This is a genomic window from Nocardia sp. NPDC058658 (genome assembly GCF_042716665.1).
Taxonomy (GTDB): domain Bacteria; phylum Actinomycetota; class Actinomycetes; order Mycobacteriales; family Mycobacteriaceae; genus Nocardia.
The window spans coordinates 21559-42800 of the sequence record NZ_JBHXRR010000007.1; the positions used below are offsets into that span (position 1 = coordinate 21559).

Consider the following 21242-nt stretch of genomic DNA (forward strand, 5'->3'; position numbering starts at 1 on the left):
GGACCGATTTCGATGACCAGCATGTCCGCCAGCGAAGCGCGAAGCAACCTGTTCCCGCTGATCGAGCAGGTCAATGATGATGCGGTCGCGGTTTACATCACCAGCCGCAAAGGGAACGCGGTCCTGATTTCCGAGGATGAGTACAACTCGCTACGCGAGACGCTCTATCTTTTGCGGTCGCCTGCGAACGCCGCCCGGTTGGCCATGGGCATCGCCCAGTTGGAGACCGGTGATGTGGTCGAGGTCGACGTGCAGAAGGTCGCGGAGGAACTCGAGTGAGGGTCATTTTCGCGAAGGCCGCGTTGGAGGATTTGACGCACTGGATCGACACTGACCGGAAACTCGCCTTGCGGATCATCCGCCTGATCAATGAGATCGAACGCGACCCCTTCGCTGGAATCGGCAAGCCCGAACCGCTGCGAGGTGACAAGTCGGGCTACTGGTCCCGGCGGATCAACGATGAGCGTCGTCTGGTCTACGCGATCCAGGGCACCGACATCCTCGTAGCCCAAGCCCACTACCACTACTGACCTTTCCCGTAGCAGCCGCCGAAACTTCTGAGCAGGCCGTGCAGGTAAGGCGCCAGGGCCGATGGCCTAGAGTTATAGGACATCTATCCGCCGATTCGGTTTGGAGCTTTTCCCTACAATGACTGAACAAAACGCTGGTGCAGGCGCTTCCTACGCTGCGGCGGGCGTGAGCATCGAAGCCGGTGACCGCGCCGTCGAATTGTTCGGACCATTGGCCAGGAAGGCCAGCCGACCCGAGGTGCAGGGCGGTATCGGCGGCTTCGCCGGGATGTTCGCGCTCAAGGGCGGGTACCGGGAACCGCTGCTCGCCGCATCCACGGACGGCGTCGGCACCAAGATCGCCATCGCCCAGGCCCTCGACAAGCACGACACCGTCGGGCTCGACCTGGTCGCCATGGTCGTCGACGACCTGGTGGTGTGTGGCGCCGAGCCGCTGTTCCTGCAGGACTACATCGCCATCGGCAAGGTCATCCCGGAGAAGGTCGCCGAGATCGTCTCCGGGATCGCCGAGGGTTGTATCAAGGCCGGTTGTGCGCTGCTCGGTGGCGAGACCGCCGAGCACCCGGGCCTGATGGATCCCGACGACTACGACCTGTCCGCCACCGGCGTGGGCGTGGTCGAGGCCGATTCGGTGCTCGGACCGGACCGGGTGCGTCCCGGTGACGTCGTGATCGCGATGGGGTCCTCGGGCCTGCACTCCAACGGCTACAGCCTTGCCCGCAAGGTGCTGCTCGACATCGACCGGATGTCTCTCACCGGCTACGTCGAGGAATTCGGCCGCACCCTCGGTGAGGAACTGCTCGAGCCGACGCGCATCTACGCCAAGGACTGCCTGGCACTGATCGCCGAAACCGATGTGCGCACGTTCTCGCACGTCACCGGTGGTGGCCTCGCCGCCAACCTGGCGCGCGTGCTGCCGGCGGGCCTGGTGGCCGAGCTGGATCGTGGCACCTGGAACCCGGCGCCGGTGTTCAAGCTGATCGCCCAGCGTGGTCGCGTGGAGCGCATCGAGATGGAGAAGACGTTCAATATGGGCGTCGGCATGGTCGCGATCGTGGCGCCCGAGGATGCCGACCGTGCGCTGGCGGTGCTCACCGCCCGCCACATCGACTGCTGGACGCTCGGCCAGGTCAAGAAGGCTGCCGACGTCGAAGCGCCGCGTGCGGTGCTGCTGGGTGACCACCCCAGGTTCTGATCTCTCGAAACCACGTGAGCCGGGTCGCGACAGTTGCGACCCGGCTCACGTGCGTCAAGGGTTTGTTCCGACCGCTGAGTGGTTAACCCAGAGGGGTCAGGCCTGTCGGCTCGGGGAGGTCGGGGCCCCGAGGCGGCTAACACGACGAGCGTCCTGTGCACACACAGGACGCTCGTTCGTGTTTTCAGGTATTCGCTGTTACTTCAACGGCGCCAGCTGTCGTAACCGTCGTCCTCGTCGTTCCAACGAGATGACGGCTCGTCCGGCTCATCGGACAGCACTGCTCTACTCCTTGGTGCGGAGTAGGGCGAAGCATCGCTATCCGACAGCTCGCGCTGAAGGCTCGCGAAGTCGGTCGGCGCGGAGCTGTACTTGAGCTCACGTGCGACTTTGGTCTGCTTTGCCTTAGCCCGGCCACGGCCCATGGCTGACCCCCTCGCGTCACTGCGGGGCGGCCTGGGGTGTGTTGGCGGCCCCGTTCGAATTAATACTCTTCCTGACAGACACTTTAGCGTGTGTCAGGGCGTCGCGCTCCCAGGAGTGGGTGAAGACCTGTCGAAGCGCCCCGGTTTGCCCCTACTTCGCCCAGACCGGCCGGTCTCAGAACACCCCCGGAATCGCACGGATCACACCGACTCTGGCGTCGCCGCCGAGGACCGCGGTGGCCGCGAGCTGAGTGTGCTGATCGGTCCATTCGACGCCCAGTTCGCGCAATATCGCCAGCGTCAGCGGCATCCGGGCCCGATCCGCGCCGTCGGAGATCTTGTACGCGAAGGCCCTGCCGTCGGGCAGCGCACCCGCGTGGACGCCGTCGGCGCCGATCTTGCAGAACAGCCCGGGGGTCGCCGACATTGCCAGCAGATCCGGCCCGCTCGTGCCGGAAATCACTCGCGGATTCGCCCGAACGGCGTCGGCGATCCGGCGCGGCGCGGTGCCGGGCTCGGCCGTGGTGAAGCCGGCGAAGGCGCGCGCGAGGTTGATCAGCGACACGGGCACGATCGGCAGGCCGCAGCCGTCGATGCCCAGATCGGTCTCCGGTTCGCCGGTGACGTCGGCGATGGTGGCGAGGACCGATTGCTGCAGTGGGTGGTCGAGGTCGAGATATCCGGTGCGCGGCCAGTCGTTGATCGCGCAGGTCGCCAGCATCGCGGCGTGTTTGCCCGAGCAGTTCATGTAGAGGGTGCTCTTGCCGTCGCCGGTGATCGCGGCGGCGCGGGCGTTCTCCTCGAACGGGAGGTCGGGTGGGCAGGCGAGGTCGTTCTCGGTGAAGCCGTAGCGGTCGAGCAGACGGCGGACCAGGGCGATGTGGTCGGGCTCGCCGAAGTGTGACGCGGTGGAGATGGCGAGTTCGTCGTCGTCGACGGGGTCGAAACCGTTGCGCAGCAAGGCCAGTGCCTGCATCGGTTTGTTGGTCGAACGCGGGAAGATCGGGCCGTGGATCTCACCGAGTTCGAGGGTGGGGGTGCCGAAGGGGTCGAGGATGACCACGGAGCCGCGGTGCACGCACTCACGGAAACCGGAACGGACGACTTCGACAAGTTCTACGCTCACGCACTCACCTCGGTCATCTCGTCCGCTGCGCTGCCGGAGCGGGTTCTGGTGTGCCGGTCGATCTGCATGTGGACGTCGGTGGACAGGGAGGGTTCCTCCGCACGCAGGCGTTCGAGGCGGGCGGGGTCGGCGCCGGTGAACAGGTCGCGGACGGTGATCCCGTGCTCGGGGACGTGGACGACGCGGACGCCGTCGCCCGCGCCGATCGTGCCCTCGGTGAGAACGCGGAAGTAGGCCCCGGTATCGGACTGTAGGGCGAAGCGTTTGACCCAGCGCGGTTCGCCGGACCACTGCTGGAAGGTCGCGCACGGGACGCGGGGTGCGCTGACTTCGAGCAGGGTCTCGCCGATCGCCCAGTGCGCGCCGATCACCGCATCGCTGACCGGAAGGCCGGTCAGACGCAGGTTTTCGCCGAACCAGCCCGCGGGGAGTTCGCGGCCGAGTTCGGTGGCCCAGCGGCGGGCGTCTTCTTCGGCATAGGCGTAGACGGCCTGGTCGGCACCGCCGTGATGGACGGTGTTGCAGACGTGGTCGCCTGCCAGGCCGAGGGCGGCGACGCCGACGCGACCGTCGACCGGGCGCTTGTCGATGGCACTGCGACCGACGCGGGAGCGCACCTCGATCTCGGCGTACACCACGCAGACGGCCTCGACGCGGCCGGTGTCACCGACGCGCATGACCGGGCGGTTCATCGCCCGCGCAACCGGTTGACGGCGGCGCGGCCCGCCTGCTCGGTGTCGTCGGCGGGGACGGAGTCGGGGTCGATGGCGGCGGCCATGCTGCCGACCACCAGTTCGGTGCCTGCGGGGACCGAACGTTTGACCAGGGCCAGGGCGATCGGGCCGAGTTCGAAGTGATCGATCACGGTGCCGAGGCGACCGACGGTGCGGCCGCCCGCGGTGACGTCGTCGCCGGTGGCGGGGCGTTCGTCGGCCGAGCCGTCCAGGTGCAGCAGCACGAGGTTGCGCGGCGGCTTGCCGAGGTTGTGTACCCGGGCGACGGTTTCCTGGCCGCGGTAGCAGCCCTTGTTCAGATGGACGGCGCCCTGTTCGTCGATGCCGCCGATCCAGCGGGCCTCGTGCGGGATGGTGCGTTCGTCGGTGTCGATGCCGATGCGGGGGCGCAGTGCGGCCACGCGCAGCGCCTCGTAGGCCCACATGCCCGCCGGTTCGGCGCCGGCTTGGGTGAGCTTGGTCCACCACGTCGACAGTTCGTCACGGGGCACGATGAGGTCGAAGGAGTCCGCACCCGGCATCCGGCGCAGGAACCCGCCACCGGGAAGAGCGACGGCGGCGTAGGTCTCGGGCAGTTGCGCGATGCCGAGCGTGTCGAGGAGGGTGACCGTTTCGGGGCCCAGCAGGCTCAGCACGGCGTGATCGGGTGCGGCCACGGGCTTCGCGTCGGCCCAGAACACCATCTTCTGCAGAAACGACAGCAGCTCGGCGCCACGGTCGGCCTCGGTATCGAGCCAGAGGGTGCCGTCGAGATCGGTGAGGATGAAATGGTTCAGTACCCGGCCGTTGAGATCGAGGTCGAGGGTCTCGGCGCTGTGCGCGTCGGGCAGCGCGGCGATGTGCTGACTGGTGATGGTGTGCAACCAGCTCAGGCGCTCGGCGCCGGTGATCGTCGCGACGCTGCGATGGGAGCGATCCACGACCGCGACCCGCTGCGTGGCGGCCTTCTGCTCACCGAACGGATCACCGTAATGCCAGGCGACCGCGGCATCCGGGGTATCGGGAGCACCCGCGACGGCACCCGGGTTATGGAGAACAGGACTGGGGACGACGACCTGTGACACGACACCCACTGTAGGCGCGTCTGCCGACACGCGCCGCACTCGGTGTCCTTCGCAACGCGCGTCGCGAGCTCGATTCGATGCAGCCGTAGGCGTAACAGTGCGATAACGCCTACGCTCGGCGCATGGGAGAACGGGTTCTTGTGACACTCGACGGGACGGTCGCTGACGCGAACGTGCCGTCGCTTTATGCCGACGACATCGGCGCCCTACGCGGCGATGGCGTATTCGAAACGATTTTGGTGCGCGGCGGAGTGGCTACCGCGCTGGAATTCCACCTGGCGCGGCTGCGTCGCTCGGCGCAGGCGCTGGAACTACCGGAGCCCGGCCTGTCGCGCTGGCGCTCGGCGGTGGAACTGGCCGTCAAGGAGTGGGGCTCGGTTGAGGAAGGAATGTTGCGGCTGATCTACACGCGCGGCCGCGACTCGGAATTCGACGCGCCGCGCTCGGAACTGGCGCCGGAGGATCCGCAGCCCACCGCGTATGTGCTCGTCTCCCCGGTCCCCGCGCGGGTCGCGACCGCACGCGCCGAGGGCGTGAAGGTGATGTCGCTGGCACGCGGCATCTCGGTCGACCTCGCGCAGGCGGCGCCGTGGCAGCTGCTCGGCGCGAAGACGCTGTCGTACGCGACCAACATGGCGGCGCTGCGGTTCGCGCGGCGGATGGGCGCCGAGGACGTGATCTTCCACAGCACCGAGCACAAGGTCCTCGAAGGCCCGCGCTCGTCGGTGGTGATCGCGCGCGGTAAGGAACTCATCACCCCGCCGGCGAAAAGCGGTGTGCTGCCCGGTGTCACGCAACGGGCGCTGTACAACGTCGCGGAGAAGGCCGGGTGGGAGTGCAAGTACCAGACGCTGTTCACCGCGGACCTTTTCGACTGTGACAGCATCTGGCTGCTGTCGAGTGTGACCCTGGCCGCGCGAGTGAACCAGCTCGACGGCATCCGCTTGTCGGCGCCCGACAATGCCCAGGAGATCATCGACATGGTCGATCTCGGTATCGATCGGCCGGGGACCATCGGGGACTGGTGATCCGTGCGTGGGGCGCGGGTGGGCGCGCCCCTGCGGTAAGGCTTTTCGCGCGCCGTGGCGGTTGTCACGCTCGAATGCGGTGATTCCCGGCGTACGATCTACTACAAGTTGTCGTAGTAGATCGGTGGAGGTCGGATGGACACCCTTGATGTCTCCCGGTGGCAGTTCGGGATCACGACCGTCTACCACTTCCTGTTCGTTCCGCTGACCATCGGCCTCGCGCCGCTGATCGCGACGATGCAGACCGCCTGGGTGGTCACGGGCGACGAACGCTGGTACCGGCTGACCAAATTCTTCGGCAAACTGTTCCTGATCAACTTCGCCCTCGGGGTCGCCACGGGCATCGTGCAGGAATTCCAGTTCGGGATGAACTGGAGCGAGTACTCGCGCTTCATCGGCGATGTCTTCGGTGCGCCACTGGCTCTGGAGGCGCTGATCGCGTTCTTCATGGAGTCCACGTTCATCGGATTGTGGATCTTCGGGTGGACCCGGCTCCCGAAACTGGTGCACCTGGCGACGATCTGGATCGTTGCCATCGGGGTGAACGCGTCGGCGTATTTCATCATCGCCGCCAATTCGTTCATGCAGCATCCGGTGGGGGCTCGGTACAACCCGGAAACCAAACGTGCTGAGCTGGAAAGTATTTGGGCGCTGCTGACCAACAACACGACGTTGGCTGCCTTTCCGCATGTGGTGGCAGGCTCGTTTCTCACCGCGGGCACATTCGTCGCCGGTATCGCCGGATGGTGGATGGTGCGTAATGCGCGCAGTGGTGACCCGGTGAAACTCGAAGCGGCGCAGACAATGTGGCGGCCGGTAGGACGGGCCTCGTTGGTGGTGGTCGCGTTGTCCGGTGCGGCCTTGATCTTCACCGGCGATATTCAAGGCAAGCTGATGTTCGAACAGCAGCCGATGAAAATGGCTTCGGCGGAATCGTTGTGCCACACCGAGACCGATCCCGACTTCTCGATTCTGACGGTCGGGACGCACAACAATTGCGACAGTGTGGTGCACGTACTCGAAGTGCCCTATGTGCTGCCGTATCTCGCCAAGGGCGAGTTCAGCGACGTGACCCTCGACGGTGTCGTCGACCTGCAGAAGACCTACAACGTGGCCTACGGCCCCGGCGATTATCGGCCCAACCTGTTCGTCACCTACTGGTCCTTCCGCGCCATGATCGGGCTGGCGGGCGGGTCGGTGCTGTTGCTGCTGGCCGGATTCTGGGTGACGCGCGGTGGGCGGGTGCCGGATCAGCGATGGTTCTCCTGGTTGAGCCTGCTTGCGATTCCCACTCCGTTCCTGGCCAATGCCTCGGGGTGGGTGTTCACCGAAATGGGGCGGCAGCCGTGGGCGGTGGTGCCCAATCCGACCGGTGACCCGAATATTCGAATGACGGTGCAGCAGGCGGTATCCGAGCATTCCGCCGGGACGGTGTTGTTCTCGCTGGTGGTGTTCACGCTGCTCTATGGCGCACTCGCGGTGGTGTGGTTCTACCTGATGCGACGGTATGTCGTCGCGGGGCCGGACACGCCGAAACCGAACTCGGACGGCCCTGACAACGACCAACTTTCCTTCGCGTACTAGGAGCCGACGATGGGTCTGCAACAGTTCTGGTTCGTACTGATCGGCGTGCTGTTCACCGGCTACTTCGTGCTCGAAGGGTTCGACTTCGGGGTGGGCATGTTGATGCCGATTCTCGGAAAGGGGTCCGATGCGCGCAGGCGGGTCGTGCTCAACACGATCGGGCCGGTGTGGGACGGCAACGAGGTCTGGCTGATCACCGCCGCCGGTGCGCTGTTCGCGGCGTTTCCCGAGTGGTACGCGAGCATGTTCTCGGGGTTCTATCTTGCGCTGTTGCTGTTGTTGGTCGCGCTGATTCTGCGGGTGTGCGCGATCGAATACCGGGGCAAGATCAATGATCCGAAGTGGCGGGCCTGGTGCGATATCGGGATCGGGATCGGATCGTGGATTCCCGCGCTGGCCTGGGGCTGGGTGTTCGCGAACATGGTGCGCGGGGTGCCGATGAACGCGGAGAAGCAGGTCGTGGGATCGGTGTGGGACCTGCTCGGCCCGTACGCACTGCTCGGAGCGCTGGCGACCGCTGTGTTGTTCGCGTTGCACGGTGCGGTGTTCCTGGTGCTCAAAACCGCCGGTGAGGTTCGTGACGATGCCATGCGGATCGTCAGGTTACTGCTGATTCCCACTGCGCTTGTCGTGGGCGGATTCGGGTTGTGGACGCAGCTCGCCTATGGAGCGGACTGGACCTGGTTCGTCATGGTGACGGCGGTTCTCGGGCTCGCGCTCGCCGGCCTCGCGAATATGGCCGGGCGTGATGGATGGGCCTTTGTCGGCACGACGCTTACTGTTGTTTCGGCGACCGTGCTGATCATCGGGTCGATGTTTCCGAATGTGCTGCCCTCGACCATCGACCCGCTCTACCACCTCACCATCTACAACGCGTCGTCCTCGGCGTATACGTTGAAGGTGATGAGCTGGGCGGCGGTGATCGCGACGCCGGTGGTGCTGATTTATCAGGGGTGGACCTATTGGGTCTTCCGGCAGCGGATTCGGGTCGAACAGATTCCGCCGCCGGTGGGTTTGCCGCTGAGCAGTAAAGGCAGCTGAGCAGAAACGGCTGCGGCCTCGTCCCTGGAAGGTTTGCTCGCGAAAGGTCGGACCGCTGTGGTGTCGGAAAGCTTGTCGCAGGATGGGGCGGTGTCATCGGACAGCGTCGAGGTGGTCGAGCAGGAGCGTGACGCGGCGAAATCGTCTCAGGGCGGCGATACGGGTCGGCAGCGGTCCAGACGCGGGCCGGTGGATCCACGGTTGTGGCGGTACGCGCGGTCGGCACGGCCGCACCTGGTGATCGCGGTCGCGCTGGCGATGGTGATCACGGTGACGATCGTCGTGATGGCCATCGTGCTGGGGCGGGTGCTGGCCGGGCTGATCACCGACCCGGGCAAACGCGAGTTCAGTTCGTGGACCACGGAATTGGTTGTGCTCGCGCTGGCGATCGCGGTGCGGGGGCTGGCGAGCTGGTGGCAGGCGCGGCTGGCGCATCGGGCCGGGAGCACGGTCGTCGCGGAGTTGGAGACGGCGGTGCTGCGGGCCGGTGCCGAACTGCCGCCGCGCGAACTCGACGCGCGGCGCACCGAGATCGCGGTCGTTGTCGGCAACGGTCTGAACGGGCTGCGCGGGTGGTTCACGGGATACCTGCCGGCGCTGCTGCTGGCGTGTCTGGTGCCACCGGTGGTGCTGGTGGTCATCGCCTTGCACGACCCGACCTCCGCGCTGATCGCGGTGATCACCGTGCCGCTGATCCCGGTGTTCATGATCCTCATCGGGCTGCTCACCCAAGGGCGTGCTGAGGCGACCCTCGCCGCGACGACCCGGCTGTCCGACCAGATCCTCGACCTTTTCGCGGGAATGCCCACGCTGCGTGCGCTCGGCCGCGAGGGGGCCGACGGGCCGTCGATGGTGAATCACGTGCAGGCACTGGGTAATTCGCTGCGGGAGCGGACCATGCGTGCGCTGCGGATGGCGTTCCTGTCGTCGATGGTGCTGGAAAGCCTTGCGACGCTGAGTGTTGCGATCATCGCCGTCGCGATCGGGTTGCGGTTGGTGTTCGGGGAAATGGCGTTGTACAGCGGGATGGTGGCGCTGATCCTGGCGCCCGAGGTGTACTGGCCGCTGCGAGTGGTGGGGGAGAAGTTCCATGCGGCGCAGGACGGGATGGCGGCGGCGGACCGGGCGTTCGCGGTGCTCGAACCTGCTGGCGCGCAGAAACGAGGTGACTCGCGGGAACTCGCTGGTGTCGGCGCGGATTTCGGCGAACCTGGTGACTTGGATTCGCCGCTGCGTGATCGAAGCGAGTCGAGGATTCGTGCGCGGGTGGACGGTGACTTGGATTCGCCGCTGCGCGATGGAGGTGAGTCGAGGATTCGTGCTCGGGCGATGGGTGGTGGCGAGTCGGGTTCGCGCGATGGCGGTGAGTCGGGCACGCATGCGGCCCCATCGCGGATCATGTTGCGCGGATTAACAATTGACGTACAATCCGGGACGGCACCCGATCGGTTGACGGCAGAACTCGCGCCCGGCGTGGTGACGGTGTTGACCGGGCCCAATGGGTGCGGGAAGTCGACCACACTGCAGGCGATTCTCGGCTTGATCGCGCCCGACGCGGGGGCGGTTCTGGTCGACGGCGTCGATGTTCGCGAACTCGACCCCGACCAGTGGTGGAGCCGCGTCGCGTGGCTCCCGCAGCGGCCGGTGCTCGTTCCCGGAACGCTGCGCGAGAACGTCGAAATGCTCGGCGCATCGGATCGAGCCGACGATCTTCGATCAGCTTGCACCGCAACCGGATTCGACGACGTGCTGGCCGAACTCCCTGACGGCTGGGACACCGTCGTCGGACAGAACGGCACGGGGCTCTCTCTCGGTCAACGCCAGCGCCTCGCCCTGTCCCGAGTCCTCGCCGCCGACCGCCCGATCCTGCTCCTCGACGAACCCACCGCCCACCTCGACCCCGAGAGCGAGCGACGAGTGCTGCAAACGCTCCGCACCCTCGCCGACCGCGGCGCCACCGTCGTCGTGATCGCCCACCGCCCAACGGTTCTCGCCGCGGCTGACGTGGTGGTGCAAGTGGTCGCCGGCGACGTGATGGCGGCCGACCGAACCGGCCAGGAGGTGCGAGTCTCGTGAGCGCCGAACACAGGCAATACGGCGGTGTCGTTCAGGACGTGCGCGAGATGTGGCGGCTGCTCGAATTGTCGCCGGGGCGGGTCGTGATCGCGATCGCGTGGGGTGTGGCGGCGTTGGGGAGTGGGCTCGGGTTGGCGGCGCTCGCCGCGTGGTTGATCGCGCGGGCCTGGCAGATGCCGCCGGTACTCGACCTGAGTGTCGCGGTGGTCGCGGTGCGGGCGTTGGGGATCTCGCGCGGGTTGTGCCGGTATCTGGAACGGCTGGCGACCCACGATGTGGCACTGCGGGCGATGACCACCGCGCGGACCTCGGTGTATCGGACGCTGGCTCAGTCCGATGTGTGGTGGTGGCGGGACCGCAGTGCGACATCTGGTGGGCAGGTCGGCGCCGGGTCTGATCGGCGGATCAGCGCAGGCATCGGCTCCGATAGCGTTGCGCGGGAGCGGCAGTCGCATCGCGCGCGAACCTCGGTCGAGGAATCTGGCCGGCGCGAGGATGCGGAGGTGGGCGATCGCGCGGTGGGCGATGCGGTTCAGGTGCCGAGTGCGATGGCGGATCGCACGCGTGTGCCGGGTGCGGACGACTTCGGTCGGGAATTGCGGCGCGGGGATGTGTTGGTGCGCATCGGTGCCGATATCGACGATCTCGGGGCGGTGGTTGTCCGGGTGCTGGTGCCGGTTGCGGTGGCGGTGGTGCTGTCGTTCGCGGCGGTGGGGTTGATCGCGTTCATCTCGCCGTTGGCCGCAGTGATTTTGGCCGTGGCGCTGGGGGTTTCGGGGATCCTCGCGCCGTGGTTGTCAGCGGTGGCCGCCCGGGACGCCGAGCGGGCCGTGCGCGCTGATCGGGCCGAGTTCACCGCCGAGGCGCTGACCGTGCTCGATCATGCCGCCGAACTACGGGTCGCCGGTCGACTCGATGCGGCAATCGCGGTGGCGGACAACGCCTCTCATCGCGCAGTCACCGCCGAGGACTCAGCTGCCGCCCGCAGCGCGTGGGCCGCCGCAGCCACCCCGCTCTCGATCGGGATCAGCGCATTCGGTGCCCTCCTGGTCGGCATCGCCGCATACGGCCCGACCGGCGGACTCCCCGGCGGCATGACCCCCATGGCCCTCACCATCCTCGTCCTGGTCCCCCTCTCCGCCTTCGAAGCCGTCAGCGCCCTCCCCGCCGCAGCAACCACCCTCACCACCTCCCGGGCTGCCCTGCACCGCCTCCGCGGCATCTCGACGGGCACCGGGTCCGAGGGAACGACCGACGTGCAGCTCCCCGGGGCACAGCCGCCGTCCGTCGACAAGCAGGTGCCCGCCGGTGCGCTGGCTGAGGCGAGGCGCGTGGCCATGCCGGAGGGGCGGCGCGTGGTCGTTGTCGGACCCAGCGGGGCCGGGAAAACAACGTTGCTGATGGCATGGGCGGGCCTGTTCGACACACCTCGTGAAGGGGTCACGTTCTTCGCCGAGGACGCCCACCTGTTCGGCACCTCGATCCTCGAGAACCTACGAGTGGCACGCGGCGACCTCACCATCGACGAGGCCGAAATCGCGCTCCGCACAGTCGGTCTCGGCCCCTGGCTCGACTCGCTCCCGGACGGCGTCCACACCTCCCTCACCGCAGGCGCAGCCGCCGTCTCCGGCGGCCAACGCCGCCGCCTCCTCCTAGCCCGCGCCCTCGTCTCCCCAGCCCACACCCTCCTCCTCGACGAACCAACCGAACACCTCGCCGCCACCGAAGGCGACCAACTCCTGCGCGATCTCCTGGACGCGAACAGCGGCCTGATCGCCGCCGACCGCACGGTCGTCGTAGTCACCCACCAACTCCCCACCGACCACCGAGCCGACGCGGTCGTCACCGTCGACGCCGACGGCTCCTGTCGTGTCGACGACTCCCGCGCACCGTCGATGCCAGCCAGGTGACCGGGCGAAATTCCCAGGTCAGGAGCGTAATTAAATCAATTGCCGACGACGGCGGGCGCGACTAAATTCATCAGTACACAAGAGAGGAGGTGGTCTGAAGAATGTATGTTCATCGGATGCGTGAGGTGGCTGCCCGCTAGCAGCTCCACTGCGGGATGCCCCCAGCGGCGCTGAGAGCGAATCCCAGGCAGTCACCCGACCCCCGAGCCCCCGGACGATCCAACCGGGACCATCGAATGCGATGGAACGGCTCGGGGGTCGCTCCATGTCAGGGCACGAAAACCCGCTGCTGAGAGGCAGTGCGAACCGCTACGATGTGAACATGACCGTCGACCCGGTGCATGATTGGCCCATCCCGCCGAGCGGTGGGTTCACCGTTGACGACTTTCTCCAGATGCGTGACCTGCCCGACCACACCGAGTTGATCGACGGGGGTCTTGTTTTCGTGAGTCCACAGCGCAAGTGGCACAGTCGCGTCGTCTCGATGTTCGCGCGTGAACTCGATACTCAGGCGCGCGGCGGGTTGCGTGCGGACAGGGAGATGGCAGTTCGCTTGGGGCCCCGTCAGATGCCGGAGCCGGACGTCGTGGTGGTGACAGCGGAGGCGTATGCCAGGCAGGACCCTGACACCTACTACTTCGCTGAGGATGTCGTCGTGGCGGTCGAGGTGGTGTCGCCGGATTCGGAAGAGCGGGACCGAGATACGAAGCCGGGGAAGTACGCGAAAGCGAACATCGCACACTATTGGCGGGTCGAGTGTGGATCAGAGGATCGAGTGGTCGTGTACGCCTACGAACTCGACCCGGTCAGCGTGCGCTACGTGCCGGTCGGGATATACCACGATCGGCTGAAGACCAGCGCCCCGTTCGCACTGGACATCGACCTGACTGCGATCAACTGACGAATGAAACGCCGCGAACGGCCCGCCCAGGATTCTGGACGGGCCGTTCGCGAAGAATTGTCAGCCGATGTAGCGGACCAGCCGGGCCGACAGGCGGGGGACCAGGGCGCCGTCGGGGTTGACTCGTTCTTCGACGTAGGCGAGGTCGCCGTTTTCGACGATGCCGTAGAGGCGCTTGGCGCCGCCGACCACCACACCGGAGGTGCTGCGGATGGAGACGTCGGTGGCGAGCTCCCATGAGGCCTGGTTGCGTGCCTTGCCGTAGTAGAGCTCGATGACGCCGTTGCTGTGGGTGAGCAGCAGTTCGAGCATCTCCTCTGTGCCCTCACCGCCCACTCGCCAGTAGCCGCTCTCGCGCAGGTCGGGGCCCGCGTACTCGCCTTCGGCGTCGAGTTTCCAGGTCTGCGATTCCCAGGCCAGGTAGTCGCCACCGTCGTGGGAGACGATGATCTGCTGGCCGAAGCGGTAGTCGCCCTCGGTGGGGTGGTTACCCTCGCCCTCGCCGCGCCACACGCCGACCAGCGGCAGCAGGGCCAGCATGGCGTGGTTCAGATCCGGGCCAAGCCGCAGATTGGCGGTGTCCTCGGGCAGGGGAAGACCGGGCAGCACCGAAATGTTTCGGGCGCCGGTTTCCTTCGCACGTTCGGCGGCGACGTTGACCGCTTCGTCGCCACTACGACGCTCGGCCGGAGCGCCTTCATCACTGACTCGCTCGGCCGGTTCCTTACCCTCGCCAGCGAGCCCGCTCATGACTCGGTGAAGAGCCGGTAGAAGACGTACAGGCCGAACCAGCCGATGAGTATCGACACGGCTACAAGGAGTACCTCGAAGAAGATGACCACAATCGGAGTCTAGCTACTCTCTGCAACAGATACGAAAACGGCCCCGGCAGTTCCCGCACAGGAACTACCAGGGCCGTTGTGAGCTTTCTTACTTCGCGACCGCGACGTCCACGGAGTGGATGCCCGCGCCCTCGGGGCTGATCTCGGCGGAGCCGTTGCCCGACGAGCTCAGCGCGCGCAGGGTCCACGAACCCGGTGCGGCGAAGAAGCGGAAATCACCGGTGCCGGAGGCGACGACCTCGGCGGTGAAATCACCGTTGCCGTCGAGCAGACGCACGAACGCGCCGCCGACGGGCTGGCCGTCGGTGCTCAGGACACGGCCGGTGATGACCGTTTCCTTCTCCACGTCGACGCCTGCCGGAATGGCCTGACCCTGGGTAGGTGCTGCACACATATTGATTACGCTCCCAACTCGATAGGTGCACCGACGAGCGAACCGTATTCGGTCCAGCTGCCGTCGTAGTTCTTGACGTTCTGGTGGCCGAGCAGCTCCTGCAGCACGAACCAGGTGTGCGAGGAACGCTCGCCGATGCGGCAGTAGGCGATGGTCTCCTTCTCGCCGTCCAGACCCGCGTCCTTGTACAGCTCGGCCAGGTCGGCGTCGCTGCGGAAGGTGCCGTCCTCGTTCGCGGCCTTGGACCACGGCACGTTGATCGCGCCCGGGATGTGGCCGGGACGCTGGCTCTGCTCCTGCGGCAGGTGCGCGGGGGCGAGGATCTTGCCCGAGAACTCGTCGGGGCTGCGCACGTCGACCAGGTTCTTGGTGCCGATGGCCGCGATGACCTCGTCACGGAACGCGCGGATGCTCAGGTCGGGAGCGGCGGCCTTGTACTGGGTGGCCGGACGCGAAACGGCGTCACGCGAGAGCGGACGACCGTCGAGCTCCCACTTCTTGCGACCGCCGTCGAGCAGCTTGACGTCGTTGTGGCCGTACAGCTTGAAGTACCAGTAGGCGTAGGCCGCGAACCAGTTGTTGTTGCCGCCGTAGAGCACCACGGTGTCGTCGTTGCCGATGCCGCGCGCCGAGAGCAGGTCGGAGAACTGCTCCTGGTTCACGAAGTCGCGACGGACCTGATCCTGCAGGTCGGTCTTCCAGTCAAGGCGGATGGCGCCTTCGATGTGGCCACCCTCGTAGGCGGAGGTGTCCTCGTCGACCTCGACGAAGACGACGCCGGGGGCGTTGAGGTTCTCTTCGGCCCAGTCAACGGAGACCAGGACATCGGAGCGAGCCATGTTGTTCCTTTCAGAGACGTGCAAGGGGGTCAGTTCGGTGCCGGGGCTGGATGCCGGCGAAAGCGGGCGACCAGTGGGTAGATCTGGCAACCCAGGCAAACCCCGAACGCCGCGTTCAAGAACGCCGCGAACAGGGCGAAGCCGGCGAACACCGCGCCGACGATCGAGGAGCCGAGCGCGAAGCCCAGCAGGGAGAGACCGGCGAACACGAAACCCAGCGCCTGCGCGAAACGCAGCGGGGGAACGGGCTCGGTCTCGGTGGGCGGACCGTTACGCGGCGCGACGAACGCGGCGTAGATCCGGCCGTAGGGGTTCTTGGCAGGGCCACCGGCCGCGCCGATCGCGAACACGACGGCCTGCAGACCGATCAGGATCGCGGCGGCGACGGTCGAGAAAGCGCTGACGGCAAGAACCAGAACCAGCACGCCGGTGGTGATCCAGGCCACGAAACGCGGCCCGCGAACATCGACGTGCGGTGGGGATTGCGAGGAATTGGTCATCGTGCGAACTCCTGGGCTTGTCAGTAAGTCAAGGATCTGCCTGGTCACCGGGGGATCCGAGGGATCACTCGCACGGCGGGCATGGATCGACGTCAGAAATCTCGGGAGAGAAGAAGCCGATCGGTCAGCAGCACAGGCAGCAACAACCACCGAGGCGACACAGGTCAACTGTGCGGCGTCGGGTGAGCATCAGCTCGTGGTCGGTTTGCACGAAAAGTAGTTTACCCGGTCTCCCCGGGGAATGTCTCGGGCCCCCTGGATATGGGGGTAGATCACACCGTCAGCGGTTCGAGGGCGGTGCGAAGGTCGCCGGGCTTGGGGACGCCGGAGATGCGGAAACGTTCCTTGCCCTCGGCGTCGAAGACGAAGGTGGTGGGCAGGGAGAGGACGTTGAGTTCGCGGGCCAGCGCGGGGTCGGCGTCGATGTCGATCTCGATGTCGCGTGGGGCATTCGGCGATTCCGCCAACTCGGCGGTGACGCCCGCGACCACCCGGCGGACGGCGTCACACGGGCCGCACCAGTCGGCCGAGAAGTGCAGTACCGCGGGGGCCGCGCCGGTCACGCCGGCGGCGTCGAGCAGGCGGGCGCGCTGCTGAGTCTCTGGGTCGAGCGTGGCCGGGCGAACCTGTCCCTGCCTGCGCGAGAGATACACCCCGACCGCGACGGCGGCCGCGATGACGACGGCGAGAATGACGAGCTCGATCATGGCTGCTGCAATCGGTCCAGGTCGATGGTGACGTTGCGGCCGACACCTTCGACGACGATCTGGCCGCCGAGCGCGGACACCTCGGTGGGTGCGACGCCGAACGGCAACTCCTTGATATCGATCGTACGGCTGAATCGAGCGAGGACGGCGGCGTGATCGGTCTCGGGGATCTTCGAATCGTTGGTGACGGCGGCGGTGGTGTCGACCGAGCCGGTGGTGTCGGTGTAGAAACCGGTCGCCTGGATGCGGACTGTGTTGCCCTCGAGCAGCAGATCGGCCTGGATCTGCACCGGCACACGCGTCGCGGAGCTGGACGGGGTGACGCCGACGGGCAGGACGCGACCGTTCGCGGCGGTCGGCAGGGTGCCCTTGAGGACCAGGACGTTCTCCTTGGTCGTCATGCCGGAACCGCCGGAACCGCCGGTGCCGTCGGACTTGTCGGCGGGCGGGGTGTGGACCTGCAGGTCAGGGATGCCGAAGATCTTGCCGAGCTCGGTGGGTTCGAAACGCATCAGCGCGTCGATCCGGTCGACCTGCACCTTGCGCGCCGCGCCGTCGAGCAACTCGCTCGCCGGGGCGTGCAAACCCTGCAGCTTGGCCTCGATGCCGACCTCGCCGGGGATGTCGGGGCGCATGGCGCGAGCACGGATCGCCACGTCGTCGTAGCGGCCGTTCATCGCCTGGGCGGTGAACGGGAAACCGTGGAACGTCACTTCCGGGTCGGCGGACAGATCCGCGCCCGCCCGCAGTTGCCGGGAGACGTGGTACTCCGTGTAGGCGGCGGCGCCGAAATCGATGACCACCGCCAAACCGGCCAGGCAGAGAAGCCCGATGATCAGCTTGCGCATAGTAGGGAGAGTAGCCGCTGACGCCGTCCGGAAGCCGGACGGGCCGCGACCGGAACCACCGCCGCGGACGCACCCGCGGGGCGCCAATGTCACAAATGCGACGCCGTGTTGCGAGGTCGTGGCTGTAGAGGCGCTAATGTTGCACACGACTTAACCTGTGTTTCGGCGACGTAGCTACGCGGCTGCTGTCGTCCGCGGAGCAACGAGATAGGAGGAGAGCCCATGGAGCTGCTCCTACTGACCTCCGACCCCAACCCCGATGCGGTCCTACCGTCGTTGACGCTGCTGGCGCACAACGTCCGGCCCGCGCCGACCGAGGTGTCGTCCCTGCTGGAGGCGAGTAGTGCCGATGTGGCGCTGGTCGACGCCAGGACCGATCTGGCCGCCGCGCGCGGTCTGTGCCGGCTGCTGGGTAGCACCGGGTCGTCGGTGCCGGTGGTCGCGGTATTGACCGAGGGCGGCCTGGTGGCTGTCAACGCGGACTGGGGCCTGGACGACATCCTGCTGCCCGGCACCGGGCCCGCCGAGCTCGACGCCCGGTTGCGGCTGCTGGTCGGCCGTAACGGCGGGGTCGCCAGCCCGGAGAACACCGGCAAGATCACCCTGGGTGAGCTGGTGATCGACGAGGGCACCTACACCGCGCGGCTGCGTGGTCGCCCGCTCGACCTCACCTACAAGGAATTCGAGCTGCTCAAGTACCTCGCGCAGCACGCGGGCCGGGTGTTCACCCGCGCGCAGTTGCTGCAGGAGGTCTGGGGCTACGACTTCTTCGGCGGCACCCGCACCGTCGACGTGCACGTGCGACGCCTGCGCGCCAAGCTCGGCACCGAGTACGAGTCGCTGATCGGCACCGTGCGCAACGTCGGCTACAAAGCCGTGCGCCCGGCCCGCACTGCCACGGCCAAGGGTGAGCCCGCGGTGACCTTCGTCGACGAGGACATCGACGGCGACGACTCCTACGTCCCGGTCAACGGATCCGCGCAGTAGCGGTAACCGCAACGCACTGCGCGGTAACGATGCTGGTCGGCGCCTGGCGGTAGCGCTCATCAGCGTGCCGCAATACGGTTGTCGAGGCGCAGCACCAGCGCTCGGGCCGACCACTCGGTGGGCCCGGCCGCACACCGAGGAGGACCGCGATGCCGGACACAGCAACCCTGACCTGGACCGATCAGGTGGAGCCCGGCACCGCGAAGAAGGTGCGTGCCCTGCTCGACCGCGCGGCCGACGTCGACGGCGTCGCCCCGGTCTCGGAACAGGCCGTGCTGTCGCTGGCCGAAGCCGACTCGTCGACAAGGCATGCTATCGCCGAACGTGCGGGCGAAGTGGTCGGCTATGCGAATCTCCTTGCGGCACATGACGAACACCCTGCGATGGCCGAGGTCGCGGTCGATCCCGAGGCGCGGGGGGCCGGTATCGGCGCGGATCTGGTCCGCGCCGCGCTGGCCGAGGGCGGACCGGGCGCGAGGGTCTGGGCGCACGGTGACCTGCCCGCTGCCAAAGCGCTGGCAACCGGTCTCGGACTGACCACGGCCCGCGAGCTGTGGCAAATGCGCCGCTCGCTGGCAACCCCGGAGCTACCGGAACTCGACTTCCCCGATGGACTGATGATCCGCACCTACGCGGGCCCCACCGATCACGCCGAACTGCTGCGTGTGAACAACGCGGCGTTCTCCTGGCATCCCGAACAAGGCGGCTGGACCGAACGCGATATCGAAGCTCGCGTGGCCGAGTCCTGGTTCGACGGCAATGGCCTCTTCCAAGCGTTCGACATCGCCGATCCGGACCGCCTGCTCGGCTTCCACTGGACCAAGCGTCACCCCGATGCCGCTTCGGCGGGTGAGGTGTACGTAGTCGGCATCGACCCGTCCGCGCAGGGCCGTGGCCTGGGCCGACTGCTCACCCTGTTCGGTCTGCGACACCTGCGCGCCACCGGTTCCACCGAGGCTCTGCTCTACACAGAGGCCGACAACACCGCCGCCGTGCGCACCTACACCAAGCTCGGATTCGCCCCCGCGCACATCGACATCGCCTACGCACTGCCCTGATGCGAGACACCTCACAGCGAAAGTGAATTCTGGTGCGCCAGGAGAATATTGCGAGGATGACCGGGTAAGAGCGAGTAAAACTGGGGCTAACGTCACAGGCGAGGCATCGATCGCGCCGGGCTGTTCATTCTCCGTTAACCCACATCGGGCCAACTGTCAACCGGACGACCCTAGGTTACTTCTGGGCGGCACCGTCGTCGCCTGGTGAGCGCGTTCCCTCGGGACAGCGAGCGCCAGCCAGCCTCGCTCGGGCCGGTGAGGGACCGAGTGAGACACCCAGCATTGTCGGAGGAAAAGTGAACTTCAAGCGCACCAGTGCCCTGGTCGGCGTTCTCGCCGCGGGCGCCATGACCCTGGCCGCCTGTGGCAGTGACGAGAACAGCACCGGCGATGCGAGCAACGCCGCGAACACCAGCGTCGCCTGCGGTGGCAAGAAGGCGCTCAAGGCGTCCGGTGCCTCGTCGCAGAAGAACGCCATGGAGCGTTTCGTCGCCGCCTACGAGGCCAACTGCGACGGCTTCACCCTCAACTACACCTCGTCCGGCTCCGGCGCGGGCGTCAACGAGTTCATCGGCGGCCAGACCGACTTCGGTGGCTCCGACTCGGCGCTGAGCTCCAAGAAGGAAGAGCCGGCCAAGGCCGCCGAGCGCTGTGGCGCCCCGGCGTGGAACCTGCCGACCGTCTTCGGCCCGATCGCCATCACCTACAACGTCGACGGCGTCACCGACCTGGTGCTCGACGGCCCGACCGCCGCCAAGGTGTTCAACGGATCCGTCGCCACCTGGGATGCCCCCGAGATCAAGGCGCTCAACCCCAACGCCAAGCTCCCCTCGGAGAAGATCGCCGTGATCTTCCGCTCCGACGAGTCGGGCACCACCGACAACTTCCAGCTCTACCTCGACGCGGCCTCGGACGGCGCGTGGGGCAAGGGCGGCGGCAAGTCCTTCAACGGTGGCATCGGTGAAGGTGCCAAGGGCAACGAGGGCACCTCGGCCGCCATCAAGAGCACCAAGAACTCGATCACCTACAACGAGTGGTCCTTCGCCAAGGCGCAGAACCTGTCCATCTCGCAGATCATCACCTCCGCGAGCAAGGACCCGGTCAAGCTGTCGGCCGAGTCGGCCGCCAAGGCCATCGACGGCGTGAAGGTCAAGGGCGAGGGCAACGACCTCATCCTCGACACCAGCTCGTTCTACAAGCCGACTGTCGCCGGTTCGTACCCGATCGTCATGGCCACCTACGAGATCGTGTGCTCCAAGTACGCCGACGCCGAGACCAGCAAGGCCGTCAAGGCGTTCCTGACCTCGGCCGTCACCAACGGCCAGAACGGTCTGACCGAGGCAGGCTACGTGCCGCTGCCCGACGCGTTCAAGACCAAGCTCACCACCGCGATCAACGCAATCTCCTGATCGCACCCTGGCCATGACCATGCACCCTGAGGTGACCGCGGTGG

General features: G+C 66.8%; 22 protein-coding genes. 12 read left to right on the forward strand and 10 right to left on the reverse strand.

The window, feature by feature from the left end:
* Positions 1 to 12 precede the first annotated feature (12 nt).
* The 3 genes from ACFWUP_RS13195 (at position 13) to purM (ending at position 1725) form a co-directional block, all read left to right on the forward strand.
* Positions 13 to 279 (forward strand): type II toxin-antitoxin system Phd/YefM family antitoxin, encoded by a 267-nt coding sequence (locus tag ACFWUP_RS13195; protein ID WP_379233850.1) that lies wholly within the window; start codon positions 13 to 15, stop codon positions 277 to 279.
* Positions 276 to 530 (forward strand): Txe/YoeB family addiction module toxin, encoded by a 255-nt coding sequence (locus ACFWUP_RS13200; protein ID WP_379233852.1) that lies wholly within the window; start codon positions 276 to 278, stop codon positions 528 to 530. The genes ACFWUP_RS13195 and ACFWUP_RS13200 overlap by 4 nt, the downstream gene beginning before the upstream one ends.
* Positions 531 to 648: 118 nt before the next feature.
* On the forward strand, positions 649 to 1725 hold the full coding sequence (gene purM / locus ACFWUP_RS13205; RefSeq protein ID WP_379233854.1) for a phosphoribosylformylglycinamidine cyclo-ligase: 1077 nt from the start codon (positions 649 to 651) through the stop codon (positions 1723 to 1725).
* A gap of 203 nt (positions 1726 to 1928) precedes the next feature.
* Here the strand turns inward: purM and ACFWUP_RS13210 are convergent, their stop codons facing one another.
* From ACFWUP_RS13210 to ACFWUP_RS13225, 4 genes are all read right to left on the reverse strand, one after another.
* Positions 1929 to 2150 carry a DUF3073 domain-containing protein gene (locus tag ACFWUP_RS13210; protein WP_379233856.1) on the reverse strand — a complete coding sequence of 74 codons (222 nt, stop codon included), beginning with the start codon at positions 2148 to 2150 and terminating at the stop codon, positions 1929 to 1931.
* A gap of 175 nt (positions 2151 to 2325) precedes the next feature.
* Positions 2326 to 3276, reverse strand: a complete 951-nt coding sequence (locus tag ACFWUP_RS13215; protein WP_379233858.1) for an asparaginase — start codon at positions 3274 to 3276, stop codon at positions 2326 to 2328.
* Complete coding sequence (locus ACFWUP_RS13220; protein WP_379233860.1) at positions 3273 to 3968, reverse strand: MOSC domain-containing protein; 696 nt, start codon at positions 3966 to 3968, stop codon at positions 3273 to 3275. Before ACFWUP_RS13220 ends, ACFWUP_RS13215 begins: the two co-directional genes overlap by 4 nt.
* Complete coding sequence (locus ACFWUP_RS13225; protein ID WP_379233862.1) at positions 3965 to 5074, reverse strand: YgfZ/GcvT domain-containing protein; 1110 nt, start codon at positions 5072 to 5074, stop codon at positions 3965 to 3967. Before ACFWUP_RS13225 ends, ACFWUP_RS13220 begins: the two co-directional genes overlap by 4 nt.
* Positions 5075 to 5196: 122 nt before the next feature.
* Between ACFWUP_RS13225 and ACFWUP_RS13230 the strand changes: the two genes are divergently transcribed.
* From ACFWUP_RS13230 to ACFWUP_RS13255, 6 genes are all read left to right on the forward strand, one after another.
* Positions 5197 to 6102, forward strand: a complete 906-nt coding sequence (locus ACFWUP_RS13230) for an aminodeoxychorismate lyase (RefSeq protein WP_379233864.1) — start codon at positions 5197 to 5199, stop codon at positions 6100 to 6102.
* 135 nt (positions 6103 to 6237) lie between these two features.
* On the forward strand, positions 6238 to 7686 hold the full coding sequence (locus ACFWUP_RS13235) for a cytochrome ubiquinol oxidase subunit I (protein WP_379233866.1): 1449 nt from the start codon (positions 6238 to 6240) through the stop codon (positions 7684 to 7686).
* A 9-nt stretch (positions 7687 to 7695) separates the two neighbouring features.
* The gene (cydB, locus tag ACFWUP_RS13240; RefSeq protein ID WP_379233868.1) at positions 7696 to 8727 is read left to right on the forward strand and encodes a cytochrome d ubiquinol oxidase subunit II; all 1032 of its coding nucleotides are present in this window, start codon (positions 7696 to 7698) and stop codon (positions 8725 to 8727) included.
* Positions 8728 to 8916: 189 nt separating this feature from the next.
* On the forward strand, positions 8917 to 10803 hold the full coding sequence (locus ACFWUP_RS13245) for an ABC transporter ATP-binding protein/permease (RefSeq protein WP_379234196.1): 1887 nt from the start codon (positions 8917 to 8919) through the stop codon (positions 10801 to 10803).
* Between the two features lie 47 nt (positions 10804 to 10850).
* Positions 10851 to 12713, forward strand: a complete 1863-nt coding sequence (gene cydC, locus ACFWUP_RS13250) for a thiol reductant ABC exporter subunit CydC (RefSeq protein ID WP_379234198.1) — start codon at positions 10851 to 10853, stop codon at positions 12711 to 12713.
* Between the two features lie 322 nt (positions 12714 to 13035).
* Complete coding sequence (locus ACFWUP_RS13255) at positions 13036 to 13614, forward strand: Uma2 family endonuclease (RefSeq protein WP_379233870.1); 579 nt, start codon at positions 13036 to 13038, stop codon at positions 13612 to 13614.
* A gap of 60 nt (positions 13615 to 13674) precedes the next feature.
* Here ACFWUP_RS13255 and ACFWUP_RS13260 read toward each other — a convergent pair whose 3' ends face one another.
* The 6 genes from ACFWUP_RS13260 to ACFWUP_RS13285 all read right to left on the reverse strand — a co-directional run bounded on the left by ACFWUP_RS13260 (position 13675) and on the right by ACFWUP_RS13285 (position 17744).
* The gene (locus ACFWUP_RS13260; protein ID WP_379233872.1) at positions 13675 to 14364 is read right to left on the reverse strand and encodes an FABP family protein; all 690 of its coding nucleotides are present in this window, start codon (positions 14362 to 14364) and stop codon (positions 13675 to 13677) included.
* Between the two features lie 180 nt (positions 14365 to 14544).
* Positions 14545 to 14850 (reverse strand): DUF1416 domain-containing protein, encoded by a 306-nt coding sequence (locus ACFWUP_RS13265; protein WP_101464578.1) that lies wholly within the window; start codon positions 14848 to 14850, stop codon positions 14545 to 14547.
* Between the two features lie 5 nt (positions 14851 to 14855).
* Positions 14856 to 15689 carry a sulfurtransferase gene (locus ACFWUP_RS13270; RefSeq protein ID WP_056818725.1) on the reverse strand — a complete coding sequence of 278 codons (834 nt, stop codon included), beginning with the start codon at positions 15687 to 15689 and terminating at the stop codon, positions 14856 to 14858.
* A gap of 29 nt (positions 15690 to 15718) precedes the next feature.
* Positions 15719 to 16189, reverse strand: a complete 471-nt coding sequence (locus tag ACFWUP_RS13275; RefSeq protein WP_379233874.1) for a DUF4395 domain-containing protein — start codon at positions 16187 to 16189, stop codon at positions 15719 to 15721.
* Positions 16190 to 16461: 272 nt separating this feature from the next.
* Positions 16462 to 16896: a thioredoxin family protein gene (locus tag ACFWUP_RS13280; protein ID WP_379233876.1), complete on the reverse strand. Its 435-nt coding sequence runs from the start codon at positions 16894 to 16896 to the stop codon at positions 16462 to 16464.
* Entirely contained in the window at positions 16893 to 17744 is an 852-nt protein-coding gene (locus ACFWUP_RS13285; protein WP_379233877.1) for an LmeA family phospholipid-binding protein, read from the reverse strand. The genes ACFWUP_RS13280 and ACFWUP_RS13285 overlap by 4 nt, the downstream gene beginning before the upstream one ends.
* Positions 17745 to 17966: 222 nt before the next feature.
* On the opposite strand from ACFWUP_RS13285, the gene ACFWUP_RS13290 reads away from it, so the two are divergent.
* From ACFWUP_RS13290 to pstS, 3 genes are all read left to right on the forward strand, one after another.
* Positions 17967 to 18731, forward strand: a complete 765-nt coding sequence (locus ACFWUP_RS13290) for a winged-helix domain-containing protein (RefSeq protein WP_379233879.1) — start codon at positions 17967 to 17969, stop codon at positions 18729 to 18731.
* Between the two features lie 149 nt (positions 18732 to 18880).
* Positions 18881 to 19789 carry a mycothiol synthase gene (gene mshD / locus ACFWUP_RS13295; RefSeq protein WP_379233881.1) on the forward strand — a complete coding sequence of 303 codons (909 nt, stop codon included), beginning with the start codon at positions 18881 to 18883 and terminating at the stop codon, positions 19787 to 19789.
* 296 nt (positions 19790 to 20085) lie between these two features.
* Positions 20086 to 21198: a phosphate ABC transporter substrate-binding protein PstS gene (pstS, locus tag ACFWUP_RS13300; RefSeq protein WP_379233883.1), complete on the forward strand. Its 1113-nt coding sequence runs from the start codon at positions 20086 to 20088 to the stop codon at positions 21196 to 21198.
* Positions 21199 to 21242 lie beyond the last annotated feature (44 nt).